Source organism: Streptomyces sp. NPDC016845, assembly GCF_044332585.1.
Taxonomy (GTDB): Bacteria; Actinomycetota; Actinomycetes; order Streptomycetales; family Streptomycetaceae; genus Streptomyces.
The window spans coordinates 177962-199904 of record NZ_JBIRPI010000013.1 but is presented as its reverse complement, the minus strand read 5'-3'; the positions used below and the strand labels follow the sequence as shown (position 1 = coordinate 199904).

Genomic DNA, 21943 nt, shown 5'->3' with positions numbered 1-21943 from the left:
AGATGACCTCACCCGGTGACGCACTTCCCCTCGGCCGACGCGCGCTCATGGCAGGCGTGGCGGGTTCCGTGGGCGCGGTGGCCCTGTCCACGGGCACGGCCCAGGCACAACCCGGCGCCCCTGAAGCGGCCAAGCGGCGCTACCCGGAGAACTGGCCCGCCCAGGAACCGTACGGCCGCGCGGACGCCCGCGAGGAGCTGTGGCCGCGCGACGACAACTCCTTCGTCCTCCCGCTCGAACTGCGCCCGCGCGACGAGGAGCTGGGCCGGGTCTGGATGCGGGACACGTATGTCAACTGCTTCGAGGTCGACGGCCGCCCCCTCTACGTCGCCACCGGCACCACCCGTGTGCCCGGCCTCACCGCCGCCGGCCCCTGGAACGACGGCATCTTCGTGTGGACGGCCCGTTCCCTGCACGGCCCGTGGAAGCTGGCCGACACCACGAAGATCCGGCCGGACGCCGAGCGCGGAAAGGTGTGGTCGCCCGAGTTCGTCGGGGAGAACCGGCCCGGCCGCACGGTCGTCGCCCCGTGGCAGGAGTACTGGTACGACGACGGCCAGTTCGGCAAGCGCGGCAACGCGTGGGCGCCCGAGCTGCACTACTTCCGCGGCAAGTGGTACCTCGTGGCGTGCATGGGCGACCACTCCGTAAAGGTCGGCTCGTTCGTGCTCGTGAGCGAGGGCGGCGTCGAGGGCCCGTACCGCCTCATCGAGGGCAACTACGACAAGCCCTTCGGCGAGTCCTTCATCGGCGGACCGTCGTGGATCAAGCCGGGCGCGTACTTCCACATCGACGGCAGCATCTACACCGAGGGCAAGGACGCCTGGCTGGTGCTGCACAACCACCTGTACGCCAAGTTCCGCCCGGACATGGAGGACATCGAACCGGCGACGAACCTGCCCCTCTTCCAGCAGAAGCCGTACACACCCGAGCCGTACCTCGAAGGTGCGTACGTGTTCAGACATGGCGGCAAGTACTACCTGCTGCACGCCGCGTGGGACCGCACGTCGATCGACGCCTACGGCAGCCCCCGCTACGCCTACGAGGCCGGGGCCGCCGGGCGGACCCAGTACCAGTACGACGTGATCGTCGCCGTGGCGGACCGCTTCGAGGGCCCGTACTCCGAGCGCTGGACGGCGGGCGTCGGAGCCGGGCACAACAACTTCTTCGAGGACCGGGACGGGGAGCTGTGGGCGACCTTCTTCCGTAACCCGGCCGCCGGGTACTGGGCCGATCCCTCCCGGGTCGACGACGCGGCGGTACCCGGCGTCGTACGCGTGGAGTGGACCGGCCCGAAGGGGAACCGCCTGTACGTCAAACGGTGACCCTTCACCGCCCCGGCGTGATCGTCACAGCTCCCTGAGCGTGGGCGCGGGGGCTCCCTCGGAGGTCTCCACCGTCACGGCGCCGTCGCCGCTGTCCGCGTTCCGTCGTACGCGGTACGCGGCGGCCCGGCGGCCGTGGTGGTCGGGGACCGTCACCGTCACGTCCTGCGCGTCCGGGGCGACGAGCAGCGTCAGGCCCTCGGTCCAGTCGCCGTCGGGGCGCTGCTCGTCCGCGCCGAGCGGCAGCACCGCGCCGGGGCGCACGTACAGCGGCAGGCTGTCGTAGCCGTGGGTCTCGCGGCGCCAGGCCGGGCCCTGCACCTGTTCGCCGGTGAGCAGGTGCGTCCAGGTTCCCTCCGGCAGGTAGAACTCGACGGAGCCGTCCGTCGAGAAGACCGGGGCGACGAGGAGGTCCGGGCCGAGCATGTACTGGCGGTCCAGGGCGCGGCTGGTCGGGTCGGCGGGGAACTCCAGGAGCATCGGCCGCATCAGCGGCACCCCCGTCGCGTGGGCGTCGGCCGCGACCCCGTAGAGGTAGGGCATGAGGCGGTGCTTGAGCTTGGTGAAGGTGCGGGCCACGTCGACCGCCTCGTCGCCGAACTCCCACGGCACCCGGTACGAGCTGGAGCCGTGCAGACGGCTGTGCGAGGAGAGCAGGCCGAAGGCGAGCCAGCGCTTGAAGACCGCCGGGTCGGGGGTGCCCTCGAAGCCGCCGATGTCGTGCGACCAGAACCCGAAGCCGGACAGGGAGAGGGAGAGCCCGCCGCGCAGCGACTCGGACATGGCGCCGAACGAGGAGAAGCAGTCGCCGCCCCAGTGCACCGGGAACTGCTGGCCGCCCGCCGTCGCCGAACGGGCGAAGAGGACCGCCTCGCCGGCACCGCGCTCCTTCTCCAGGAGTTCGAAGACGACCTGGTTGTACAGGTGCGTGTAGTAGTTGTGCATGCGCTCCGGGTCGGAGCCGTCGTGCCAGACCACGTCGGTGGGGATGCGCTCGCCGAAGTCGGTCTTGAAGCAGTCCACGCCCTGGTCGAGCAGGACCTTCAGCTTGGCCTGGAACCAGGCGCAGGCGTCGGGGTCGGTGAAGTCGACGAGCCCCATGCCCGCCTGCCACAGGTCCCACTGCCAGATGTCGCCGTCGGCCGTCTTCACCAGGTAGCCGCGGGCGGCGGCCTCGTCGAAGAGGGCGGACTTCTGGGCGATGTACGGGTTGATCCAGGCCGAGATCCGCAGGCCGCGCTCCTTGAGCCGGGCCAGCATGCCCTCCGGGTCCGGGAAGACGTCCGGGTCCCAGGTGAAGTCCGACCACTGGTACTCGCGCATCCAGAAGCAGTCGAAGTGGAAGACGCTGAGCGGGATGTCCCGCTCGGCCATGCCGTCGACGAACGACGTGACCGTCTCCTCGTCGTACTGCGTGGTGAACGAGGTGGTCAGCCACAGGCCGAACGACCAGGCGGGCGGGAGCGCCGGGCGGCCGGTCAGCGCGGTGTAGCGGCGCAGTACGTCCTTCGGGGTCGGGCCCGCGACGACGTAGTACTCCAGGGTCTGGTCCTCGACGCTGAACTGCATCTGGCCGACGGCCTCGGAGCCGATCTCGTAGCTGACCCGGCCCGGGTGGTTCACGAAGACGCCGTACGCGCCGGCGGGGGAGAGGTGCAGGCTGAACGGCACGTTCTTGTACGCCTGCTCGCTGCTGGTGCCGCCGTCGGCCTGCCACATGTCGACGGTCTGGCCGTTCTTGACGAACGGGGTGAAGCGTTCGCCGAGGCCGTAGACCTGCTCACCGACGCCGAGCGTGAGCTGGGCGCCCATGTGGTGCCCGCCGTCGGCGGTGGTGAAGAAGGCGGTGCCCTTGCGGCCCGCGGTGGTCACCTCGCGCCCGTCGGTGCCGCGGAAGGACAGTGTCCAGGGCTCGGCCGTGTCGAGGCGCACCGACAAGGCGCCGCTCGTCAGAGCGACAACGTTGCCATCCCGTGTGACGTCCCCGGTCGGGGTGTCCGCGCCGAGCAGGGCGAAGTCGGGTCCCGGGTGCCGTCTGCCCGCGTGGTGGGTCGTGCGGACGCCGATCACCCCCTCTGCGGGGGAGAAGCACTCGGTGGTCAGGAGCGGGGTGTTGAGCGTGTCGCCGCGGCGCTCGACGCGCTTGACGGACGCGTAGGCGGTGAAGCGGCCGTTGTCCGTACGGACGTCGCGGACCTCGGTGGCGTACGAGGCGTCGACCCCGTCGCGCATCAGCCAGAAGCCGTCGGTGAACTTCATGATCTTCCCTGGGGGCGGAGGGCGGTTCAGACCAGCATTCGACCGCACGGATGGCGAAAGATCAAGGCGTGTGGGGAAAAATTGTCGAAGCGCTTCGACAGTTGTTTTTCCAGGGCGAAAACCATGCGGACAGGGCACGGATCGGAAGCCGGGGTCTAGCGCTTCGACGCCTCATGGCGTATTAGTCAATGCAGAAAACAAACGCCGGGTGGCCGGGCCGTGCGCCCTCTTTCCAGGGTGCGTGGACCCTCGGCGGAACACCGGAGTTCCGCCCGGGGCCGGTCATCCCTCCCACGCAAGGGCAACCACCGTGACAGCAGTTCCCCCGCCGGACGTGCCGCGCGCCAGGCGCCGTCGCCCCGGCCGCCGGGCCCGACGAGCCGCGGCCCCGCTCACCGTTGTCTCCGTACTCGTCGCCGGTGCGGCGCTGGCCGGCTGCGGCGCGCAGCGCGACGACGACGTCTACACCGTCCTCAACTCCTCGACCGACGACTCGTACCACGGCTGGGACGCCGCCACGCTCGCCCGCTGCAGCGAACAGCTCGGCATCCGCATCGAGCAGCAGAGCGTCCCCGCCGCGCAGGTCATGACGAAGTCGCTGCGCATGGCGTCGTCGAAGTCGCTCCCGGACGTCATCCAGTTCGACGCCTCGGAGATGCCGACCTTCGCGGAGGCGGGCGGCCTGGTCGACCTGCGCTCCCTCGGCCTGTCCACGAAGGACATTCCCGAGGGCATCGTCGACTTCGGCTCGTACAAGGGGACGTACTACGGTGCCGCGCGCACGGTGAACACCCTCGCCCTGTTCTACAACAAGGACATCCTCGACAAGGCGGGCCTCGATGTGCCCACCACCTGGGACGAGATGCGGGAGACCGCGAAGAAGCTCACCCAGGGCAAGCAGTACGGCATCGCGCTGAGCGCGGGCGGCGCGGAGGACGGCGTCTTCCAGTTCACCCCGTTCATGTGGTCCAACGGCGGCGACGAGACGAACCTCGCGACGCCCGAGGTCGCCGGGGCGCTCGACTACTGGAAGGGCCTCCTCAAGGACGGCTCGTTGTCCAAGTCGACCGTGAACTGGACGCAGGCCGACGTCAACGACCAGTTCATGGCGGGCAACGCAGCCATGATGATCAACGGTCCGTGGCAGGTCGAGACCCTCAACACCAAGAAGAGCCTGCACTGGGAGATCGCCCAGATCCCCGTGCCGAAGGCGGGCGACGACTCGGTCGGTCCGCTCGGCGGCGCCGTCCTGACCGTCCCGAAGACCGGTGACACCGCGCGCCAGAAGACCGCCGCGAAGATCATCAGCTGTATGGCGAGCGAGAAGGAACAGATCTCCTACGCCCGCAACAGCTGGATGGTGCCGGCCAACGAGAAGGCCGCCGCGCTCTGGCGCAAGGAAGTGCCCGAACTCGACGCCCTCGCCGACCAGGTGGCCACCGCCCGCTCCCGCACCACGAAGGTCGGCGCGCGCTGGTCGTCCGTGTCACTGGCGCTGCAGAGCGCCTTCCAGTCGGCGCTGACCGGGCAGTCCAGCGAGGCCGCGCTGAAGAAGGCGCAGAGCCGCGCCACGAGCGGGAACTGAGGGGACGCACGCGATCATGTCGACCACCACCACGGCGCCCGTCGCCCGCCCGGCCGCGGCCACGCCCGCCAAGCCGCGTGACACGCGGCGCCGCCGCAAGCTCTCGCAGTGGGGCTTCATCGTCCCCGCCGTCCTCTTCATGCTGCTGTTCTTCGGCTACCCGCTCGTCCGCAACGTCGTGATGAGCTTCCAGGACTTCTCCCCGTCCACGTTCTTCGACGGCAAGTCCCCCTTCAACGGCACCGACAACTGGAGCAAGGTCTTCCAGGACGACCTCTTCGGCAAGGCGCTGTGGCACACCATCGTCTTCACGATCGGCTCGCTGATCGGCCAGTTCGGCATCGGCCTCGCGCTCGCCGTGTTCTTCACGAAGCGCTTCCCGCTCAACGGCGTCCTGCGCTCGCTGATCCTGCTGCCCTGGCTCGTGCCGATGGTCGTCTCGGGCATCGTGTGGCGCCGCATCCTCGACCAGGACACCGGTGTCCTCAACTCCTTCCTCGACACCCTCGGCCTCGGCGGCTCCACCCCGTGGCTGACCAGCCCGAGCATGGCCCTGTTCTCCGTGATCATGGTGAACATCTGGATCGGCATCCCGTTCAACATGGTGATCCTCTACGGCGGACTCCAGGAGATCCCGAAGGAGCTGTACGAGGCCGCGTCCCTGGACGGTGCCTCCGCCTGGCGCACCTTCCGCTCCATCACGCTGCCGCTGCTCAAGCCGGTGATCACGGTCGTCCTCGTGCTCGGCTTCATGTCGACGGTGAAGATCCTCGACCTGATCCTCGCCCTGACCGACGGCGGCCCCGCCGACTCCACCCAGACCCTGGGCACGCTCACCTACCAGAACTCCTTCGTCCAGCTCGACTTCGGCGCGGGCGCCGTCGTCGGCAACGTGCTCATCCTTGTCTCCGCCGTCTTCGCGGTGTTCTACCTGCGGGCCAACCGCACCGAGGGGAAGTGACCGGCATGGCGACCGTCTCCGCTGCCACCAGCGCGACCACCGGGCCGAAGCGCCGCTGGGGCGCCACCGTCGCCGGTGTCGTCATCCTCGGCGTGATGCTCTTCCCGCTGTACTGGATGATCAACACGGCCCTCCAGCCCGAGTCCGGGCTGCTCGAAGTCGCGCCCGTCCCGCACTCCCTCGACCTGTCCGGCTTCACCTCCGCCATCAGCGAGCAGGGCGGCCACCTGCTCACCTCGCTCGCCGTCGCCCTCGGCGCCGTCGTCATCTGCCTCGCGATCGCCGCGCCCGCCGCGTACGGGCTCGCCCAGTTCCGGCTGCGCGCGACCCGCGCCATCGTCTTCGGCACGCTCATCACGCAGATGGTGCCGGGCATCGTCATCGCCAACGCCCTCTACAGCGCGTACGTCGATCTCGGCCTGGTCAACTCCTACTTCGGCCTGATGCTCGCCGACGCCTCGCTCGGCATCCCCTTCGCGATCGTCCTGATGCGCTCGTTCATGGTGGCCATCCCCAAGGAGGTCATCGAGGCGGCCGAGGTCGACGGCGCGGGCAAGCTGCGCACGTTCGTCCGGGTCGTGCTGCCGATGAGCCGCAACTCGCTGATCACCGCGGGCCTGTTCTCCTTCCTGTACGCGTGGAGCGACTTCATGTTCGCGCTCACGCTCAACACCACCGACGACGTCAAGCCCGTCACGCTCGGCATCTACCAGTACATCGGCGCCCACGTCGGAGACTGGGGCTCGGTCATGGCCGCGTCCGTCCTGTCCGCGATCCCCGCGGCCGTGCTGCTCGTCCTCGCCCAGAAGTACATCGCCGCCGGCATCACCGGCGGATCCGTCAAGTAAGGCCTGTTTCATGAGCGACCTGCCCGTTTTCCCCGAAGGCTTCGTGTTCGGGGCGGCCACCGCCTCGTACCAGATCGAGGGCGCCGTCACCGAGGACGGCCGCGGCCCGTCCATCTGGGACACCTACAGCCACACGCCCGGCCGCACCGACGGCGGCGACACCGGTGACGTGGCCTGCGACCACTACCACCGCTACCCCGAGGACGTGGCGCTCCTGCGCGACCTCGGCGTGGACTCGTACCGCTTCTCCATCGCCTGGCCGCGCATCCAGCCGACGGGGCAGGGGCCCGCGAACCAGAAGGGCCTCGACTTCTACTCGCGCCTGGTCGACGAGTTGTTGGAGGCGGGCATCGAACCCGCCGCCACGCTCTACCACTGGGATCTGCCGCAGGCCCTCGAAGACAAGGGCGGCTGGCGGGTCCGTGAGACCGCCGAGCGGTTCGGCGAGTACGCGGCGATCGTGGCCGAGCACCTCGGCGACCGCGTGCCGCGCTGGATCACGCTGAACGAGCCGTGGTGCAGCGCGTTCCTCGGCTACTCGGTCGGCCGCCACGCGCCCGGCGCGCAGGAGGGTACGGGCGCGCTCGCCGCCGCCCACCACCTGCTCGTCGGCCACGGCCTGGCGATGAAGGCGCTGCGGGCAGCCGGTGTGCGGGAGGCGGGCATCACGCTCAACCTCGACCGCAACGTCCCCGCCACCGACTCGGCCGCCGACCGCGCCGCCGTGCTCCGCGCCGACACCCAGCACAACCTCGTCTGGACCGAGCCGATCCTCGCGGGCCGCTACCCGGCCTCCGACGAGGACACCTGGGGCGAGCTGATCACCCGCCAGGAGTTCCGCCGCGACGGCGACCTCGAACTCATCGGCCAGCCGCTCGACTTCCTCGGCGTCAACTACTACCGCCCCATCGTCGTCACCGACGCCCCGCACCGCGAGGCGGACCCGGCCGCACGCGTCGCCACCGACAACCGCTACGCGGAGGTCAGCTACCCGGATGTCCGGCGCACGGCGATGAACTGGCCGGTCGTCCCCTCGTCCTTCACGGACCTGCTGACCGACCTCAAGGCCACGTACGGGGACGCCCTGCCGCCGATCCACATCACGGAGAACGGCTCGGCCGAGCACGACGTGGTCGCCGAGGACGGCGCGATCCACGACACGGACCGCGTCACCTACCTCCACGACCACCTCGCGGCGCTGCGCACGGCCATGGACAAGGGTGTCGACGTACGCGGCTACTACGTCTGGTCGCTCCTGGACAACTTCGAGTGGGCGCTGGGTTACGCCAAGCGGTTCGGCATCATCCGCGTCGACTACACCACGCAGGAGCGCACCCCGAAGGACAGCTACCGCTGGTACCAGCAGCTGATCGCGGCGCACCGCTCAGCGGGCTAGCCGCTCAACGGGCTAGCCGCTCAGCGGCGGCGTGCCACCAGCCGGGCGGCGAGGGACCATCGACCTCGGCGCCCGGCTGGTCGGGGCGGAGCCCGAGCCGCCGCAGCGCGTCGGCGCGGACGTGCGCGGCGAACCAGCCGCGCCACTGCCCGTCGCGGCCGGGGCCACAGGCCAGGTCGATCAACACCTCGGACATCGGCCGGGCCGGACCGGCAGGTTCTCGTAGGCGGCGACGGTGATCCAGTCCGTGCTCGGCGCGTCCATGGCGCCCATGATGGCCGAGCCGGGCCCGCCCGTGCTCGCACCGTCACTCCGTCAGACGCGCTACGGACTCGCCGCCGAAGGGATGACGGTCGGTTGCCGGAGGGCGGGTGACCGATATGAATGGAGGTTCCCGACATCTAGGAGGATGTTCCATGTCGTCTCGGCTCCGCCCTGTCCTGGGCACGACCATCGGTGTCTCGCTTCTGCTGGCCGCCCCGGCGGCGACGGCCGCCGAACCGTCCGAGTACGTCAAGGTCGACCCGGTCGGAAAGATCGCCGAGGACGGCACCGTGACCCTGTCGGGCACCTACCGCTGCGTGAAGAGCACCTCCGTGACCTTCGTGTCCTCCTCCGTCAAGCAGGGCACCGGCAACACGCGCTACGGCATCGGCGGGTCCACGGCCCTGTGCGACGGCGCCGAGCACACCTGGAAGAACAGCGGAAAGGCCCACACGCTCACGGGCACGGACAAGATCCAGCCGGGCGTCGCGCACATCGAGGCCACCGTGATGGAGATGCGCATGCACGGACTGGTGCCGCTGCCGCACTTCCACGCCGTGCAGCAGCAGGACGTGACACTGCAGCGCTGAGAGCCTGTCCTCGCGCATTTCCGGCCCGCCATGACCGAGCCCCGGCTCACCGAACGGGTGGTGGACCGGGGCGAGGTGTTCCGAGGCTTTCCGCTGGTGGTTCTGGAAGAGAAGTGAGGGGTGTGCTCAGCGGCGGCCCTTGAGCTGTTCGACGCCTGCCACGCCGACCGCGGCGAGACCGACCTGGATGGCCAGTTCGATCCAGTCGACGCCGTCCGTGTCCGCGACCCCGAAGGCGCCGGCGAGGGCCGTGCCGACGAGCGCGGCGATGATGCCGACCGCGATCGTCCAGAGGACTCCGATGTGCTGACGGCCGGGCAGCACGAGGCGACCCAGCAGCCCGATCACGATGCCGATCACGATCGCGGTGATGATTCCGGAGATCTCCACAGCGCCCGCCTCCCTTCGGCTTCCCTGCGAAGCCGTCCGCGTACGAGTGCCCCGGCGCGGCGGGGCCACTCCGCTGCGCGGCTCAGCGCCTCGCCCCGACACCTCCTGCGCCGGCACCCGGGGTGGGCCGTCACCGCCGCCCACCTCGCCGGTCCGGCCGACGCGCCTCCGCTCGCGGCGTGCCCCTCGCACCCCTGTCTCGTTGGTCTGTGTGTCTGACACCTGTTCGATGAAGAGGAAGGCGACGCATTGACGCGTACGAGCAAGCAGCTCAAGAGGAGCGGCAAGAAGAGCAAGAAGAAGGGCCGCAGGCACCGGACGGTCAACCGGACGCCCCGCCCGGTGGGTTCGTCCGGCCCGGCGGGCCAGTCCCACGCGGCACCGCCGACCCCCACTAAGTCGTCCCCCACTCCGGACAGCGAGCGCAGACAGGCCCCGGCCGTCCCGGCCCCCGCCACCGAGGCACAGCACGACGGTGAGCGGGGCAGGGGCGACGCCGAGGTGGTCGCCAAGCTGAACCGGACCACCCACACCACCTGGTCGTGGCTGCAGCAGGCGGCGCCGGAGCGCGCCTGGACGGTCGAAGAGGTGAGCGAAGCGGTCGGCTTCACCCCGCGCACCGTCTCCCGCCACCTCCAGACCCTGGCCACCCACGGTCTGGCGGGCCAGGACGCCGACGGGGCGTGGAGGACCACGACCCCGGTCGCCGTTCCTTAGCGGCCCCGAGGACGCGTGCTCGGTGGGGCCGGGCCAGACGCCACACGGGGTCCGCCCCGGCCTCACCACCGCACGACGACATCCGATTCCGGCCGGCGGGGCACAGCCGTACCGGTCGGACTCGCCGTACGCGACCAGCTGACCCGACGCACAAATTTGGCCAACTGGTCCACCGCGTCGGCATCGCGCCCGGCCCCGGCCGGGAGGAACTGGCGCGCCGCGCCTTCCGTACCGTGTGCCGACTGGTGGCACGGCCCGCGCGGGGCTGCGTCTGGCGAGGGTCGACGCCGGCTTCGCCTTCGCGCAGGACGGCACGGCCGAGGACGCCTCCGGTGCCCGGCGCCTCCTCGGCCGGACCACCGAGCGGTACTGGCTGAGCGCGAGCGTCTGATCAGGTGGTGGTGGCGCGACGGTTCCCGTCGGCGTCGCACGGGATCTCGCCGGCGGAGCTGTGCGCGAGGAAGTCACGTTCGGCCTGCCGCTCCGTCTCCGTGATCGCGGTCGAGTCCACCGAGGTGATGCCGCCGAAGGGCCGGTCCACGTCCCGGATGATGCACAGGGCCGTCGTGAGGAGCGCCGTGATGACGGCGAGCGTGATCAGCTGGCCCCGGTTGTTCTTGCGGGGCAGGCAGACGCCGAGCGCCATGACGGTGACGATCAGCGTCACGAGGAGGAACCAGAAGATGGCGCTCGGAATGCTGGCCGTCGCCTGGGTGAGCCGTTCGTCGCGCTCCTCGGAGCGCTTGTTGTCGGCGGCCGTCAGCATGCCGAACACCGGCTTGCCCTCCAGCTTGCCGAAGGTGCGCCGCAGGTCCGTCGACCAGACGCTCGGCGCCGCCGAACCGTGCCCGTCGCTCATCGCCGGCCACTCCTGGCGGCTGACGGCGCGCGCGTAGCAGACCGCGTCGGCCTGCACCTTCGACCGCTGTTCCGCGGGCGCGTACTCCGCGCTCTCGACGAGCTGGTCCACCGCGCGGGCCTCACCGCGCGAGGCGACCTCGGCCTTTCCGTACGATCCGGAGGCCGTGACCAGGACGAACGCGAGCAGCAGCACGGTCAGCGTCAGCATGGGGCCGACGAGGTCCTTGACGGCCATGCCTTCGTCGTCGGCGACGCTGAGCAGCCGGGGCCGCAGCCAGCGGTTGGCGGCGAGCCCCGCGAGCAGCGCGAGTACGGCGACGACGATGACGACGACCACGGGACACCTCCGGTGCGGGGACGCCCCGGAACCCGGGGCGGGCGTGATGAAGGTTCCCCTGGCACATGCGGCCGCCACGGCGTGCGCGTCCCGTGCCTTCGAACGGGTTACGCCGCTTGCGCCACCGGCACCGGTGGCCCCGCCGACTGCCTGCGGCAAACATGGGTACCGGGAGTGTTTCCACACATACCGACAACACGTACCGACAACACATACCGGCACCACGTATCGACAGCACATGTCGATCACGCATGTCGACCACGCACAACGACCGCACATGACGTCAGTCCGGAGTGAGACATGGGCAGCAACGACCAGAGCGAGACGGCCACGATGAAGGCCGTCACCTACGACAAGTACGGGGGCAACGGCGTCCTGTCCCTGACCGAGCGGCCTGTGCCGAAGGTGGGGCCGGGCGAGGTCCTCGTACGGGTGCGGTACGCGTCCGTGAACCCGGTGGACTGGAAGGTGATGTCCGGCGGCCTCGACGCGATGATGGACACGTACTTCCCCGTGATCCCGGGCTGGGACGTGTCCGGTGTCGTGGAACGTGTGGGCATCGACACCCCGGAGTTCACGGCGGGCGACGAGGTGTACGCGTACGCCCGTAAGGACTATGTGCACGCGGGCACGTTCGCCGAGTACGTGACGGTCCCCGTACGGGCCGTGGTCGCGAAGCCGCGCTCGCTGAGCTGGGGCGAGGCGGCCGGGGTGCCGCTGGCGGGGCTGACCGCGTACCAGTCGCTGACCCGGCTCGGCACGGGCGGCGGTGACACGGTGCTCATCCACAACGCGGCGGGCGGTGTCGGCACGTTCGGCGTGCAGATCGCCAAGGCGCTCGGCGCGCGCGTCATCGCCACGGCGTCGGAGGGCAACCACGACCGGCTGCGTGAGCTCGGCGCCGAGCCGGTCGCTTACGGGGACGGCGAGGTCGACCGGATCAGGGAGCTCGCGCCCGACGGCGTCGATGTGGTCGTCGACTACATCGGCGGTGTCCTGGACACCACGCGCGCGGTCCTGCGCGAGGGCGGCCGGCACGCCTCGATCGCCGATCCCGATGTCCTCGAGGCGGGCGGCCAGTGGCTGTGGGCCCGCCCGGACGCGGAGGGTCTGCGCGCCTTGGCCGACCTCGCTGACCAGGGAAAACTCCGGGTCCCCGTGGCCGAGACGTTCCCCCTGGAGCGCGTCGCGGACGCCTTCGAACTCAGCCAGGGAGGACACGTCCACGGCAAGATCCTGATCCGGGTCTCGGACGAGTAGGACCCGCTACGAGCCGACGGGGCCGTGAGAGCCGCTACCCCGCCTCGCGGCCCGTGGCGGAGCCGAACCCCAGCCACGTGTGCCGGTTGCCCCACCAGCACCAGCCGACCTTCGGGGCGCCGCGCCGCTCGCGGCCGTCCCGCCCCGTGCCGTTGCTGATCCAGATCGCCGGGGTACGGGCGTCCGGGGCCCCGTCGGCCTTGCGCAGCCGGGAGCCGATGGTCATGAAGCACCGGTTCCGCTCGAGGGCCGCGGGCTGCTGGAGCACCCAGTGGATGCCCTCGGTGAGCAGCAGCGGTGTGCGGTTCTCCTCGGCGAGGGCGGGCAGCGCCTCCTCCGGGCTCCAGTTGGCCATGCGGTCACCCCGGTCGACGCCGGTGACGAGGTAGAGAGGCGCGTCGGGCACCTCGACGCCGCTGGGGACGAACGCGTCGACATCGGCCATGTCGACGACGACGAATCCGGGCTTGCCGTCGCGGCGGAGCAGCGGCGCGAGCGCGGAGGCGGGGGCGCGGTCCGGACGCACGGCGAGCAGAACGTCACCGTCCGCCGCCCCCTCGCTCCCGGCGGGAGCCAGGGCGGAGGCGAACGCGCGCAGTTCGTCGGCGGACATCCCCGCGGTCTCATGCACCCGGAGCTCGATCAGACGCTCCGCCTGGGCGGCGAGCGGCGGAAGCGACGGAAGAGGGGGAACGGTGACGGCGGGCGGGACGGACGAGGTTTCGGGCAAGGCACTCCCTCGGTTCACGGTACGGAGCAGCGTGGGCAGCGGTGGGCAGCGGTGGGCAGCGGTCCTGAGAGGCTGTCCTCGACCCCCAACGGGCCGGACCGCCCCGGCGTTCCCGGTTCCGCTTACCGCGCGGGGGACTTCGCCCTGGCGGCCGGGTAGCGGTACGGGGGCGACGAGGCCGGGATGTCGCGCAGGGGGAGTTGGTCGCGGACGGCGCTGCGGGACAAGGCGGTCTCGACGCAGCGGCTGGGGTTGGCGAGGGTGAGGCTGCCACCCGCTTGGTGGATGGCGTCGCGCATGCCCAGGAGCGTGTAGAAGGTGGCGTTGTCGCACCGGGTGACCGCGGACAGGTCCATGATCAGGTGGCGGCTGCCCTCGGCCAGCACCTCCGACGTCGCGTCGCAGAGCGTGGGGATGCTGCTGGTGTCCAGCTCACCTGTCAGGGCGAACGCCATGAAGAAGCCGGGTGTGTCGGGGGTGCGCCGCACCGCCATGCGCGGGCTCAGGCCGCACCGCCCGCCCGGATCGGCGACCACTCCGCCTCACGCCCGCGCGAGCGCGCGTCGGGGTGGGGCGGCGGCGGCGAAGTCGTGCGCCGGCGCACTCTGTTCGAGATCGGTCTCGGATGTACGCATGAGGCCCCCAGGGGTGCAGCACGTCCATCGTCCCACCGCTCGGAACCGGCCATCCACCCGATGAAGCCCCATCACTCTCCCTGGCACCGCCGTGTCCGAATCGTTATCCCGCCGCGGTTCCCGAAGCAGCCCGGCGGAGCCATTCCCGTCGACGTGCCTGGGGCCCGGGTCCGCGGGATACCGTGCGGGAGAGGTTGGGACCACAGCCTCGGTTTCCCGGGACTGCCAGGCAGTTCCGGGAAACCACGGACCGGCGCCGCGCCGGGTGCGCCCGCCCCGTTCGTGTTCAACGATGGGTGCGGAGCGCGGGCGTCCGGGCAGGCGGCGGCTTCGCCGGAGGGCCCCGTACTCGTACGACGCGTCGGCGGCACGGTCCGGACGGTCCGTGCGCGCGCCAGGCGGCCCAGGGCCTGCGCGACCGCGAGCTGCCCGCCGCCGTCCAGCGCTGCCACCCGGCACACTGCGGCAGCCCCGTTGGGGCCGACGGGAAGCTCAAGGAGTCCTCGACCCTGATCCTCGTCAGCTGAGGACACGGCGGCACGCGGAGGGATACGGCAGGTGAGCACGGGTACACCGGAAGACCTGGTGACGTTCGGACACAGCACGGCGGGCCCCGACGCCCCTGTCGAGCTCCTGCGGAGCGCGGCGGTGCGCTCGGTGGCCGACGTGCGCATCGGTCCCGGCAGCCGCCGCACCCCGCACCTGGCCCCCGACCGCCTCGCCGAACGGCTGCCCGAGGCGGATGTCGACCACCGCTGGGAGAAGGCCCTGGATGGTTTTGGCGAGGCGCCGCCCGACTCCCCGGACGCCATCTGGCGCAACGAGTCCTTCCGGGGTTACGCCGCCTGCACCGGCGACCCCGGCTTCGTGGCCGCCATGGACCGGCTCCTCGCGGACGCCGCCCGTACGCGGGCGGCCGTGATGTGCAGCGAGGCGGTCTGGTGGCGCTGCGACCGGCGGCCGACCGCCGACTTCGCCGTGGTGGCCCGCGAGGTGCCCGTCCACCACCTGACGCATGACGGCCGCCTGGTGCCGCATCCACCGACGCCGGGCATGCGTCCGCGCCGGGACGGTCTGCGGGTCTACGACGACGTGGAAGCAGCCGGGGAAAGACACATGACGAAGAAGGAGCCCCCATGCGCGCGGTGACCGTCCGGCCGAACCATCCGGACTCGCTGGAAGTCGGTGACGTACCCGAACCGGACCCGGGCGACGACGAGCTGCTGGTCGACGGGCTCGCCGTCGGCGTGTGCGGCACCGACAAGGAGATCGTCGCGGGCGACTACGGCTGGGCGCCCGACGGCCACGACCGGCTCGTCATCGGCCACGAGTCCCTCGGCCGGGTGCGCCGGGCCCCGCGGGGGAGCGGGTTCAGCGCCGGTGACCTGGTGGTGGGGGTGGTGCGGCGGCCCGACCCGGAGCCGTGCCCGGCGTGTGCGCACGGCGAGTTCGACATGTGCCGCAACGGCGACTACACCGAGCGCGGCATCAAGGAGCGGGACGGATACGCCTCCCAGGTCTGGACGGTCGAGCGCGACTACGCCGTGAAGCTCGATCCCGGGCTCGACCGCGTAGGGGTGCTGATGGAGCCCACGACCGTGGTCGCCAAGGCGTGGGAGCAGGTGGAGCGGGTCGGGGCGCGCGCCTGGTTCGACCCCCGGCGCGTACTCGTGACCGGCGCGGGCCCGATCGGGCTCCTCGCCGCGCTGCTCGGTGTGGAGCGCGGCCTCGACGTGCACGTGCTCGACCAGGTCGACAGCGGCCCCAAGCCCGCCCTGGTCGGCGACCTCGGGGCGAAGTACCACAGCGACGGCATCGAGCGGGCCGTGGAAGCGGTCAGGCCCGACGTCATCATCGAGGCCACCGGCGCCAGCCACATCGTCTTCGAGGCCATCGCGGGCACCGCCGCCTTCGGCGTCGTCTGCCTCACCGGGGTCTCCCCGAAGGGCCGACGGATCACCGTGGACGCGGGCGCACTCAACCGCGAACTCGTCCTGGAGAACGACGCGGTCGTCGGCTCGGTCAACGCCAACCTGCGCCACTACCGGCAGGCCGCCGACGCCCTCGCCCGCGCCGACCGCGGCTGGCTGGAACGCATGATCACCCGGCGGGTTCCCCTGGACCGCGCCGCTGAGGCTTTCACGGCACAGGACGACGACATCAAGGTCGTCATCGCCCTGGACACCCTTGACGAGAACGCGTAGCGACGCGAAGGAGCACAGACGATGGACCACCACATCATCGCCGAGCGGACCGAACCGGGCGGCGAGAGCCTCAAGGAATGGCACATGGTCCGCGGGGGAGAGCCGACCGCGATGTGCGGCCGGAAGATCGATCTCGCGGAGACGCGACTGCCCGCCGAGGCGTGGGGCACGGAGGAGGCGAAGCCGTTCTGTCACTCGTGCGGCGCGCTGTTCCTGCGTGAGTCCCCGTGAACGGCGCGAATCCCGTGAACAGCGGACGGTATGAAACGTCCCGCGCGGGCTACTGATGCGTCATGGCACATCATGATCTCGCCGTGATCGGTACAGGCTCCGGGAACGCCGTCGTCGACGACCGCTTCGCGCATCTGGACGTGGCGATCGTCTCCGAGGGCCCCTTCGGAGGCACCTGTCTCAACGCGGGCTGCATCCCCAGCAAGATGCTGTCCGTCACGGCCGACGTCGCCGACGCGGTCCGGGACAGCGAGCGGCACAACGTGACGGCCCCGCTCCAGGACCTCTCCTGGCCGCAGGTGCAGGAGCGGGTGTTCGGCAGGCTCGACGCGCACGCCGTGGAGAGCGAGCAGGGCAGGCGCGACACGTCGTGGGTGACGGTGTACCGGGGGCGGGCGCGCTTCACCGGCGACCGCGAACTCCTCGTCACCACCGAGTCCGGCGAGGAACGGGTGTCCGCCGACCGGTTCCTGGTGGCGGGCGGCGGCCGTCCGGTCGTGCCGCCGCCGATCGAGGACTCCGGTCTGCCCTACGAGACCTCCGACACCGTGATGCGGATGCCGTCCGTACCGGGACGCCTCGTCGTGGTGGGCGGCGGATACATCGCGGCCGAGCTGGCACACGTGTTTCACACGGCGGGTGCGGGGATCACGGTCGTGGAGAAGAGCGGCCGGCTGCTCTCGGGCGCACAGGACGAAGAGGTCTCCCAGGCGTACACGGACCACGCGCGGACCCGCTGGGACCTGCGGTTCGGGCGTGAGGTGACCGGGTTGGAAGGCGCCCCGGGCGATCTCACCGTCGTCCTCGACGACGGCACGCGCCTTCCCGCCGACACCCTGCTCGTCGCGGTGGGACGCCGCCCCAACACGGACTCGCTCCATGTCGACGAGGCGGGTATCGCCTGCGACGACAAGGGTTTCATCAAGGTCGACACCCAACTGCGCACCAGCGTCGACGGGGTGTGGGCGCTCGGTGACATCACCGACGGCGGCCCTCCGCTCAAACATGTCGCCAACCGCCAGGCGGAGGTGGTCGCACACAACCTCCTCCACCCGGACCGGCCGCGCGAGATGTCCTACGAAGTGGTCCCCTCCGCCGTCTTCGCGCATCCGCAGATCGGACAGGCCGGCGTCACGGAGCAGGACGCCAGGGAGCAACGCCTCGACTATGTCGTGGGCCGCTGCGCCTACGAGGACGTCGCCTACGGGTGGGCCCTGGAGGACACCCAGGGTTTCTGCAAGGTCCTCGTCGACCGGGACACGGGGCTCATCCTCGGCGCACACGTGCTCGGCCCGCAGGCGGCCACACTCGTCCAGCCGCTCAACCTCGCCATGTTCCACGGCATCTCCGCCCACGACCTGGCCGAGGGCCCGCTGTGGATCCACCCGGCGCTGACGGAGGTCGTCGAGAACGCGCTGCGCGACGCCCTCGACCGCCTGGGGTAGGGGAGCTACTCGGCGACCGCTCCGGGTGTGTCGCGGATACCCATGCGCAGGTGCTCGACGTGGTAGAGCGCCTGGTCGAGAAGTTCGGCGACGTGGTTGTCGTAGAGGGCGTAGATGATCGAGCGCCCGTGCCGTTCGCCGGTGACGAGGCCGAGGTTGCGCAGCAGGCGCAGTTGGTGGGAGCAGGCGGACGCCTCCATGTCGACGGCCTCCGCCAGCTCACCGACCGAGCAGGACCCTTCCTGGAGGCGGGCCAGGATCCGCAGCCGTGAGGGGGTGGCGAGGGCCTGGAGGGTGGCGGCGACGTCAGCCGTGCCGACGGCGTCGAGGCGCTCGCGCGTGGTGGCGCTGCTTGCGGTGTCCGTTCCGTGGCCCATGGAGGCATCATACCGGCCACATGTGAAGACCTGTTCAGGTATTCCTGTATGGTGTGCGCGTCGGCCGGCCCCCACCCGGCCTCCCCACGGTCCCCACCCGCGAAGGGTTGCCCCGCCATGCCTTCAGTCCTCGATCAGCGGCCCGCACCGGCCGCCGCGGGGCCACGCCCCACGACACCGCGCCGGCGCACCCGCGCCCTGGCGCTGCCCGAGGCGCGGTGGGCCCTCGCCGCCCTGGCCCTGTTCCTGCTCGCCCTCCCCCTCGACCTGCTCGGCGCCCCCGCCTGGACGTGGGGCCCGCTGTACGCGGCCGTCTACGTCACCGGTGGCTGGGAGCCCGGCTGGGAAGGGCTGAAGGCGCTCAGGGACAAGACCCTGGACGTCGATCTGCTGATGGTCGTCGCGGCGCTCGGTGCCGCCGCGATCGGCCAGCTCCTCGACGGCGCCCTCCTCATCGTCATCTTCGCCACCTCCGGCGCCCTGGAGGCGCTGGCGACCGCCCGTACCGCCGACTCGGTGCGCGGCCTGCTCGACCTCGCCCCGACCACCGCCACCCGCCTGCTGTCCGGCGGCGCCGAGGAGAACGTGCCCGCCGACGCGCTGGCCGTCGGCGACACGGTCCTGGTGCGGCCCGGCGAGCGGATCGGCGCGGACGGCCGCGTCCTCGACGGCACCAGCGACGTGGACCAGGCCACCATCACCGGCGAGCCGCTCCCGGTCGCCAAGGGGGCGGGCGACGAGGTCTTCGCGGGCACCGTCAACGGCACCGGCGCCCTGCGCGTCCGCGTCGAGCGCGACCCCGCGGACTCGGTGATCGCCCGCATCGTGAGGATGGTCGAGGAGGCCTCCGGGACGAAGGCGCCCACCCAGCTGCTCATCGAGAAGGTCGAGCAGCGCTACTCGCTCGGAATGGTCCTGGCCACCCTCGCCGTCTTCGGCATCCCGCTGGCCGTCGGCGCCGATCTTCAGTCGGCCCTGCTCCGCGCCATGACCTTCATGATCGTCGCTTCGCCGTGCGCGGTGGTCCTCTCCACCATGCCGCCGCTGCTCTCCGCCATCGCCAACGCGGGCCGCCACGGTGTCCTCGCCAAGTCGGCCGTGGTGATGGAGCGCCTCGGCGCGATCGACACCGTCGCCCTCGACAAGACCGGCACCCTCACCGAAGGCACCCCGCACGTCACCGACGTCCGCCCGCTGCCCGGACCGGGGCTGACCGAGGACGGCCTGCTCGCGCTCGCCGCCGCGGCCGAGCACCCCAGCGAGCATCCGCTGGCGCGCGCCGTCGTGCGGGCCGCCCGCGAGCGCGGACTGACGCTCGGCGAGGCGGACGGCTTCAGCTCCGTACCCGGCAAGGGTGTCACCGCCGTCATCGACGGACGCACGGTCGAAGTGGGCTCCCCGGCACGCCTCGCCCCGGCCCTCACCGACGCCGTCGAGTCCCTCGAGGAAGCGGGCCGTACGGTGATCCTCGTGACCCGCGACGGAGAACCCGCCGGGCTCCTGGGCATCGCCGACCGGCTGCGCCCCGAAGCCGCCGCCACCGTCGCCGCGCTCACCGCGCTGACCGGGCGGGCACCCGCCCTGCTGACCGGCGACAACGAACGCGCCGCGCGCCACCTCGCCGCCGAGGTCGGCATCACCGACGTACGGGCCGGGCTGCTGCCTCAGGACAAGGTCGCGGCGGTCCGCGCGTGGGAGGCCGAGGGGCGCCGGGTGCTCGTGGTCGGCGACGGGGTCAACGACGCCCCGGCCCTCGCGGCGGCGTACACCGGGATCGCGATGGGCAAGGCCGGCTCCGACCTCGCTCTGGAGACCGCCGACGCCGTTGTCGTACGCGACGAACTGGCCACCGTCCCCGCCGTCGTCACCCTCGCCCGCAAGGCCCGCCGCCTGGTCGTGCAGAACCTCGTCGTCGCGGGGGTGTTCATCACCGTCCTGGTCGTCTGGGACCTGGTCGGCACGCTGCCGCTGCCGCTCGGCGTCGCCGGACACGAGGGCTCCACCGTCCTCGTCGGCCTCAACGGGCTCCGCCTGCTGCGCGACTCCGCCTGGCCCGGGTCGCGGGGCGGACGGGCGTGACGCGTCATGCTGGACGCATGATGATTCAGCCCGCTCTCGTTTTCGACGGTGACTGTGGTTTCTGCACCACGTCGGTGAAGTTCGCCGAGCGGTGGGTCCGGCCACGCTGCGAGATCGTCCCGTGGCAGTTCGCGGACCTGGACGCGCTCGGCACCACCCAGGAGCGCGCCGAGTACGAGGCGCTCTGGGTGACCCCCGCGGGCACGGTCTACGGCGGCTCCCGGGCCGTGGCCAAGGCGCTCCTGAGCGCGGGCGGGGCCTGGCCGGTCCTCGGCGCGCTCCTCACACTGCCCCCGGTGAGCTGGGCCGCGCACGGCGTCTACCGGCTGATCGCGGAGAACCGGCACCGGCTGCCCGGAGGGACGGCGGCCTGCGCCGTGGCAGGCCGCCGTCCCTCGGAGCGGCTGTAGCCCCGGGGCTGCCGTGGACCGGTCACGCCTCGGCCCCGTACGTGCCGTACTCCGGGCGCCCGGTCGAGGCGTACGTGTGGATCGCGAGGCCGCCCGGGGTCGTCGTGCTGCTCAGGAGCCGCAGGCCGGCCGGGGCCCCGCCATCGGGGAAGAGGCGGCGGCCGGTGCCGACGACGACCGGGGCGATCACGAGGCGCAGTTCGTCGACGAGGCCCGCGGCCAGCAGGGACTGCGCCAGGCGGCCGCTGCCGTGGATCTGCAGTTCGCGGCCGGGGCGCCGCTTCACCTCGGCGACCTGGGCGGGGACGGCGTCGGCCAGGATCGTCGTCGGATTCCAGCCGGCCCGGGTGAGGCTGCGGGACGCGACGTATTTGGGCAGGCCGTTCAGGTACTGGGCGCAGGGGTGCTCCGTCATCTCGGGCCAGTCCCGGGCGAAGCTCTCGTAGGTGCGGCGCCCGAACAGGAGAGCGTCGGCCCGGCCGAGCCAGTCCACCGCCTGCTGTTCGAACGCGGCGTCCAGATGCGGCACGAACCAGCCGCCCCGGGTGAACCCGTCACTGGTGTCCTCGTCCGGGGACCCCGGGCCCTGGCAGACGCCGTCGAGGGACAGGAATTGCTGCACCACCAGTTTCATCGCGCGCCGCTCTCTCTCAGGAAGGGGACAGCTCCGCCCCACCTTGCAGACAGCGCGCCGCGCGGAAACTCATCGGTGTCTTCTGCCTCGGCTCAGGCCGCAAGGAGGGAATCGTCCTCGGGGCGGGCGCCGGGAAGGCGGTGGCGGGCGGCGATGAGGGCCGCGTCGATGTCGGCGGTGCCGGTCGCGATGCACAGGGTGTACGCCACGTCGTCCATGCGCTGCTGCACCCCTTCGCTGCCCTCGGCGGCGTTGAGGGCCTGCAGCGTCTCGTACTGCTGGACGAGGTCGTTGAGTACGGCGGGGTGAGCCATCAGCATGGCGGGGGTCTCCTTCGGGTGCGGAGCGCGGGGGCGCGCCGGGCGGTTCGACGCCCCAGTGCCCCCGCCCGCCCCCCTCACACCC

General features: G+C 71.4%; 24 protein-coding genes. 15 read left to right on the top strand and 9 right to left on the bottom strand.

Annotated features, from left to right (window positions below):
* Positions 1-2: 2 nt before the first annotated feature.
* Positions 3-1325: a family 43 glycosylhydrolase gene (locus ACH4RC_RS27785; protein WP_398205768.1), complete on the top strand. Its 1323-nt coding sequence runs from the start codon at positions 3-5 to the stop codon at positions 1323-1325.
* A gap of 24 nt (positions 1326-1349) precedes the next feature.
* Here ACH4RC_RS27785 and yicI read toward each other — a convergent pair whose 3' ends face one another.
* A complete protein-coding gene (gene yicI / locus ACH4RC_RS27780; protein ID WP_398205766.1) occupies positions 1350-3584 on the bottom strand; it encodes an alpha-xylosidase in 2235 nt (744 codons plus the stop codon).
* A 310-nt stretch (positions 3585-3894) separates the two neighbouring features.
* On the opposite strand from yicI, the gene ACH4RC_RS27775 reads away from it, so the two are divergent.
* The 4 genes from ACH4RC_RS27775 to ACH4RC_RS27760 are packed head-to-tail and all read left to right on the top strand — an operon-like array spanning position 3895 to position 8374.
* Complete coding sequence (locus ACH4RC_RS27775; protein ID WP_398205764.1) at positions 3895-5169, top strand: ABC transporter substrate-binding protein; 1275 nt, start codon at positions 3895-3897, stop codon at positions 5167-5169.
* Positions 5170-5185: 16 nt separating this feature from the next.
* Entirely contained in the window at positions 5186-6130 is a 945-nt protein-coding gene (locus ACH4RC_RS27770; protein WP_398205763.1) for a carbohydrate ABC transporter permease, read from the top strand.
* A 5-nt stretch (positions 6131-6135) separates the two neighbouring features.
* Positions 6136-6978, top strand: a complete 843-nt coding sequence (locus ACH4RC_RS27765) for a carbohydrate ABC transporter permease (RefSeq protein ID WP_398205761.1) — start codon at positions 6136-6138, stop codon at positions 6976-6978.
* Positions 6979-6988: 10 nt separating this feature from the next.
* Positions 6989-8374, top strand: a complete 1386-nt coding sequence (locus tag ACH4RC_RS27760) for a GH1 family beta-glucosidase (protein WP_398205760.1) — start codon at positions 6989-6991, stop codon at positions 8372-8374.
* Positions 8375-8378: 4 nt separating this feature from the next.
* Here ACH4RC_RS27760 and ACH4RC_RS27755 read toward each other — a convergent pair whose 3' ends face one another.
* Complete coding sequence (locus ACH4RC_RS27755) at positions 8379-8570, bottom strand: hypothetical protein (protein WP_398205758.1); 192 nt, start codon at positions 8568-8570, stop codon at positions 8379-8381.
* Positions 8571-8790: 220 nt separating this feature from the next.
* Here ACH4RC_RS27755 and ACH4RC_RS27750 point away from each other — a divergent pair, with 220 nt between their 5' ends.
* On the top strand, positions 8791-9228 hold the full coding sequence (locus ACH4RC_RS27750) for a DUF6299 family protein (protein WP_398205756.1): 438 nt from the start codon (positions 8791-8793) through the stop codon (positions 9226-9228).
* Between the two features lie 126 nt (positions 9229-9354).
* On the opposite strand, the gene ACH4RC_RS27745 is transcribed toward ACH4RC_RS27750, so the two are convergent.
* A complete protein-coding gene (locus ACH4RC_RS27745; RefSeq protein WP_398205755.1) occupies positions 9355-9618 on the bottom strand; it encodes a GlsB/YeaQ/YmgE family stress response membrane protein in 264 nt (87 codons plus the stop codon).
* 249 nt (positions 9619-9867) lie between these two features.
* On the opposite strand from ACH4RC_RS27745, the gene ACH4RC_RS27740 reads away from it, so the two are divergent.
* Positions 9868-10335, top strand: a complete 468-nt coding sequence (locus tag ACH4RC_RS27740) for a winged helix-turn-helix domain-containing protein (RefSeq protein WP_398205753.1) — start codon at positions 9868-9870, stop codon at positions 10333-10335.
* Between the two features lie 235 nt (positions 10336-10570).
* Entirely contained in the window at positions 10571-10726 is a 156-nt protein-coding gene (locus ACH4RC_RS27735) for a hypothetical protein (RefSeq protein WP_398205751.1), read from the top strand.
* Here ACH4RC_RS27735 and ACH4RC_RS27730 read toward each other — a convergent pair whose 3' ends face one another.
* On the bottom strand, positions 10727-11533 hold the full coding sequence (locus ACH4RC_RS27730) for a hypothetical protein (protein ID WP_398205750.1): 807 nt from the start codon (positions 11531-11533) through the stop codon (positions 10727-10729). It abuts the gene before it with no gap.
* Between the two features lie 333 nt (positions 11534-11866).
* Here ACH4RC_RS27730 and ACH4RC_RS27725 point away from each other — a divergent pair, with 333 nt between their 5' ends.
* Positions 11867-12793 carry an NADP-dependent oxidoreductase gene (locus ACH4RC_RS27725; protein WP_398205789.1) on the top strand — a complete coding sequence of 309 codons (927 nt, stop codon included), beginning with the start codon at positions 11867-11869 and terminating at the stop codon, positions 12791-12793.
* A gap of 34 nt (positions 12794-12827) precedes the next feature.
* Here the strand turns inward: ACH4RC_RS27725 and ACH4RC_RS27720 are convergent, their stop codons facing one another.
* The gene (locus ACH4RC_RS27720) at positions 12828-13523 is read right to left on the bottom strand and encodes a DUF5701 family protein (protein WP_398205748.1); all 696 of its coding nucleotides are present in this window, start codon (positions 13521-13523) and stop codon (positions 12828-12830) included.
* Positions 13524-13645: 122 nt separating this feature from the next.
* On the bottom strand, positions 13646-14059 hold the full coding sequence (locus ACH4RC_RS27715) for an STAS domain-containing protein (RefSeq protein WP_398205746.1): 414 nt from the start codon (positions 14057-14059) through the stop codon (positions 13646-13648).
* Positions 14060-14716: 657 nt separating this feature from the next.
* Between ACH4RC_RS27715 and ACH4RC_RS27710 the strand changes: the two genes are divergently transcribed.
* From ACH4RC_RS27710 to ACH4RC_RS27695, 4 genes are all read left to right on the top strand, one after another.
* Positions 14717-15307 carry a DUF488 family protein gene (locus ACH4RC_RS27710; protein ID WP_398205745.1) on the top strand — a complete coding sequence of 197 codons (591 nt, stop codon included), beginning with the start codon at positions 14717-14719 and terminating at the stop codon, positions 15305-15307.
* Positions 15295-16362, top strand: coding sequence for a glucose 1-dehydrogenase (locus tag ACH4RC_RS27705; protein WP_398205744.1), 1068 nt, complete (start codon positions 15295-15297; stop codon positions 16360-16362). The genes ACH4RC_RS27710 and ACH4RC_RS27705 overlap by 13 nt, the downstream gene beginning before the upstream one ends.
* A gap of 21 nt (positions 16363-16383) precedes the next feature.
* On the top strand, positions 16384-16593 hold the full coding sequence (locus tag ACH4RC_RS27700) for a hypothetical protein (RefSeq protein WP_398205743.1): 210 nt from the start codon (positions 16384-16386) through the stop codon (positions 16591-16593).
* Between the two features lie 62 nt (positions 16594-16655).
* Positions 16656-18038, top strand: coding sequence for a mycothione reductase (locus ACH4RC_RS27695; RefSeq protein WP_398205742.1), 1383 nt, complete (start codon positions 16656-16658; stop codon positions 18036-18038).
* Positions 18039-18043: 5 nt separating this feature from the next.
* On the opposite strand, the gene ACH4RC_RS27690 is transcribed toward ACH4RC_RS27695, so the two are convergent.
* Positions 18044-18415, bottom strand: coding sequence for an ArsR/SmtB family transcription factor (locus ACH4RC_RS27690; RefSeq protein WP_398205741.1), 372 nt, complete (start codon positions 18413-18415; stop codon positions 18044-18046).
* A 117-nt stretch (positions 18416-18532) separates the two neighbouring features.
* Here ACH4RC_RS27690 and ACH4RC_RS27685 point away from each other — a divergent pair, with 117 nt between their 5' ends.
* Positions 18533-20494, top strand: coding sequence for a heavy metal translocating P-type ATPase (locus ACH4RC_RS27685; protein ID WP_398205739.1), 1962 nt, complete (start codon positions 18533-18535; stop codon positions 20492-20494).
* A gap of 17 nt (positions 20495-20511) precedes the next feature.
* Positions 20512-20904 (top strand): thiol-disulfide oxidoreductase DCC family protein, encoded by a 393-nt coding sequence (locus tag ACH4RC_RS27680; protein WP_398205737.1) that lies wholly within the window; start codon positions 20512-20514, stop codon positions 20902-20904.
* Positions 20905-20926: 22 nt separating this feature from the next.
* Here the strand turns inward: ACH4RC_RS27680 and ACH4RC_RS27675 are convergent, their stop codons facing one another.
* Both ACH4RC_RS27675 and ACH4RC_RS27670 read right to left on the bottom strand, forming a co-directional pair.
* A complete protein-coding gene (locus ACH4RC_RS27675) occupies positions 20927-21538 on the bottom strand; it encodes a dihydrofolate reductase family protein (RefSeq protein ID WP_398205735.1) in 612 nt (203 codons plus the stop codon).
* A 92-nt stretch (positions 21539-21630) separates the two neighbouring features.
* The gene (locus ACH4RC_RS27670; protein WP_398205734.1) at positions 21631-21858 is read right to left on the bottom strand and encodes a DUF5133 domain-containing protein; all 228 of its coding nucleotides are present in this window, start codon (positions 21856-21858) and stop codon (positions 21631-21633) included.
* Positions 21859-21943 lie beyond the last annotated feature (85 nt).

Coding starts and splice junctions, on each gene's coding strand:
- ACH4RC_RS27680 (WP_398205737.1), top strand. CDS start 20,512: ATGATGATTCAGCCCGCTCTCGTTTTCGACGGTGACTGTGGTTTCTGC.
- ACH4RC_RS27675 (WP_398205735.1), bottom strand. CDS start 21,538: ATGAAACTGGTGGTGCAGCAATTCCTGTCCCTCGACGGCGTCTGCCAG.
- ACH4RC_RS27705 (WP_398205744.1), top strand. CDS start 15,295: ATGCGCGCGGTGACCGTCCGGCCGAACCATCCGGACTCGCTGGAAGTC.
- yicI (WP_398205766.1), bottom strand. CDS start 3,584: ATGAAGTTCACCGACGGCTTCTGGCTGATGCGCGACGGGGTCGACGCC.
- ACH4RC_RS27695 (WP_398205742.1), top strand. CDS start 16,656: ATGGCACATCATGATCTCGCCGTGATCGGTACAGGCTCCGGGAACGCC.
- ACH4RC_RS27785 (WP_398205768.1), top strand. CDS start 3: ATGACCTCACCCGGTGACGCACTTCCCCTCGGCCGACGCGCGCTCATG.
- ACH4RC_RS27765 (WP_398205761.1), top strand. CDS start 6,136: ATGGCGACCGTCTCCGCTGCCACCAGCGCGACCACCGGGCCGAAGCGC.
- ACH4RC_RS27760 (WP_398205760.1), top strand. CDS start 6,989: ATGAGCGACCTGCCCGTTTTCCCCGAAGGCTTCGTGTTCGGGGCGGCC.
- ACH4RC_RS27685 (WP_398205739.1), top strand. CDS start 18,533: ATGCCTTCAGTCCTCGATCAGCGGCCCGCACCGGCCGCCGCGGGGCCA.
- ACH4RC_RS27725 (WP_398205789.1), top strand. CDS start 11,867: ATGAAGGCCGTCACCTACGACAAGTACGGGGGCAACGGCGTCCTGTCC.
- ACH4RC_RS27690 (WP_398205741.1), bottom strand. CDS start 18,415: ATGGGCCACGGAACGGACACCGCAAGCAGCGCCACCACGCGCGAGCGC.
- ACH4RC_RS27670 (WP_398205734.1), bottom strand. CDS start 21,858: ATGCTGATGGCTCACCCCGCCGTACTCAACGACCTCGTCCAGCAGTAC.
- ACH4RC_RS27750 (WP_398205756.1), top strand. CDS start 8,791: ATGTCGTCTCGGCTCCGCCCTGTCCTGGGCACGACCATCGGTGTCTCG.
- ACH4RC_RS27700 (WP_398205743.1), top strand. CDS start 16,384: ATGGACCACCACATCATCGCCGAGCGGACCGAACCGGGCGGCGAGAGC.
- ACH4RC_RS27770 (WP_398205763.1), top strand. CDS start 5,186: ATGTCGACCACCACCACGGCGCCCGTCGCCCGCCCGGCCGCGGCCACG.
- ACH4RC_RS27755 (WP_398205758.1), bottom strand. CDS start 8,570: ATGTCCGAGGTGTTGATCGACCTGGCCTGTGGCCCCGGCCGCGACGGG.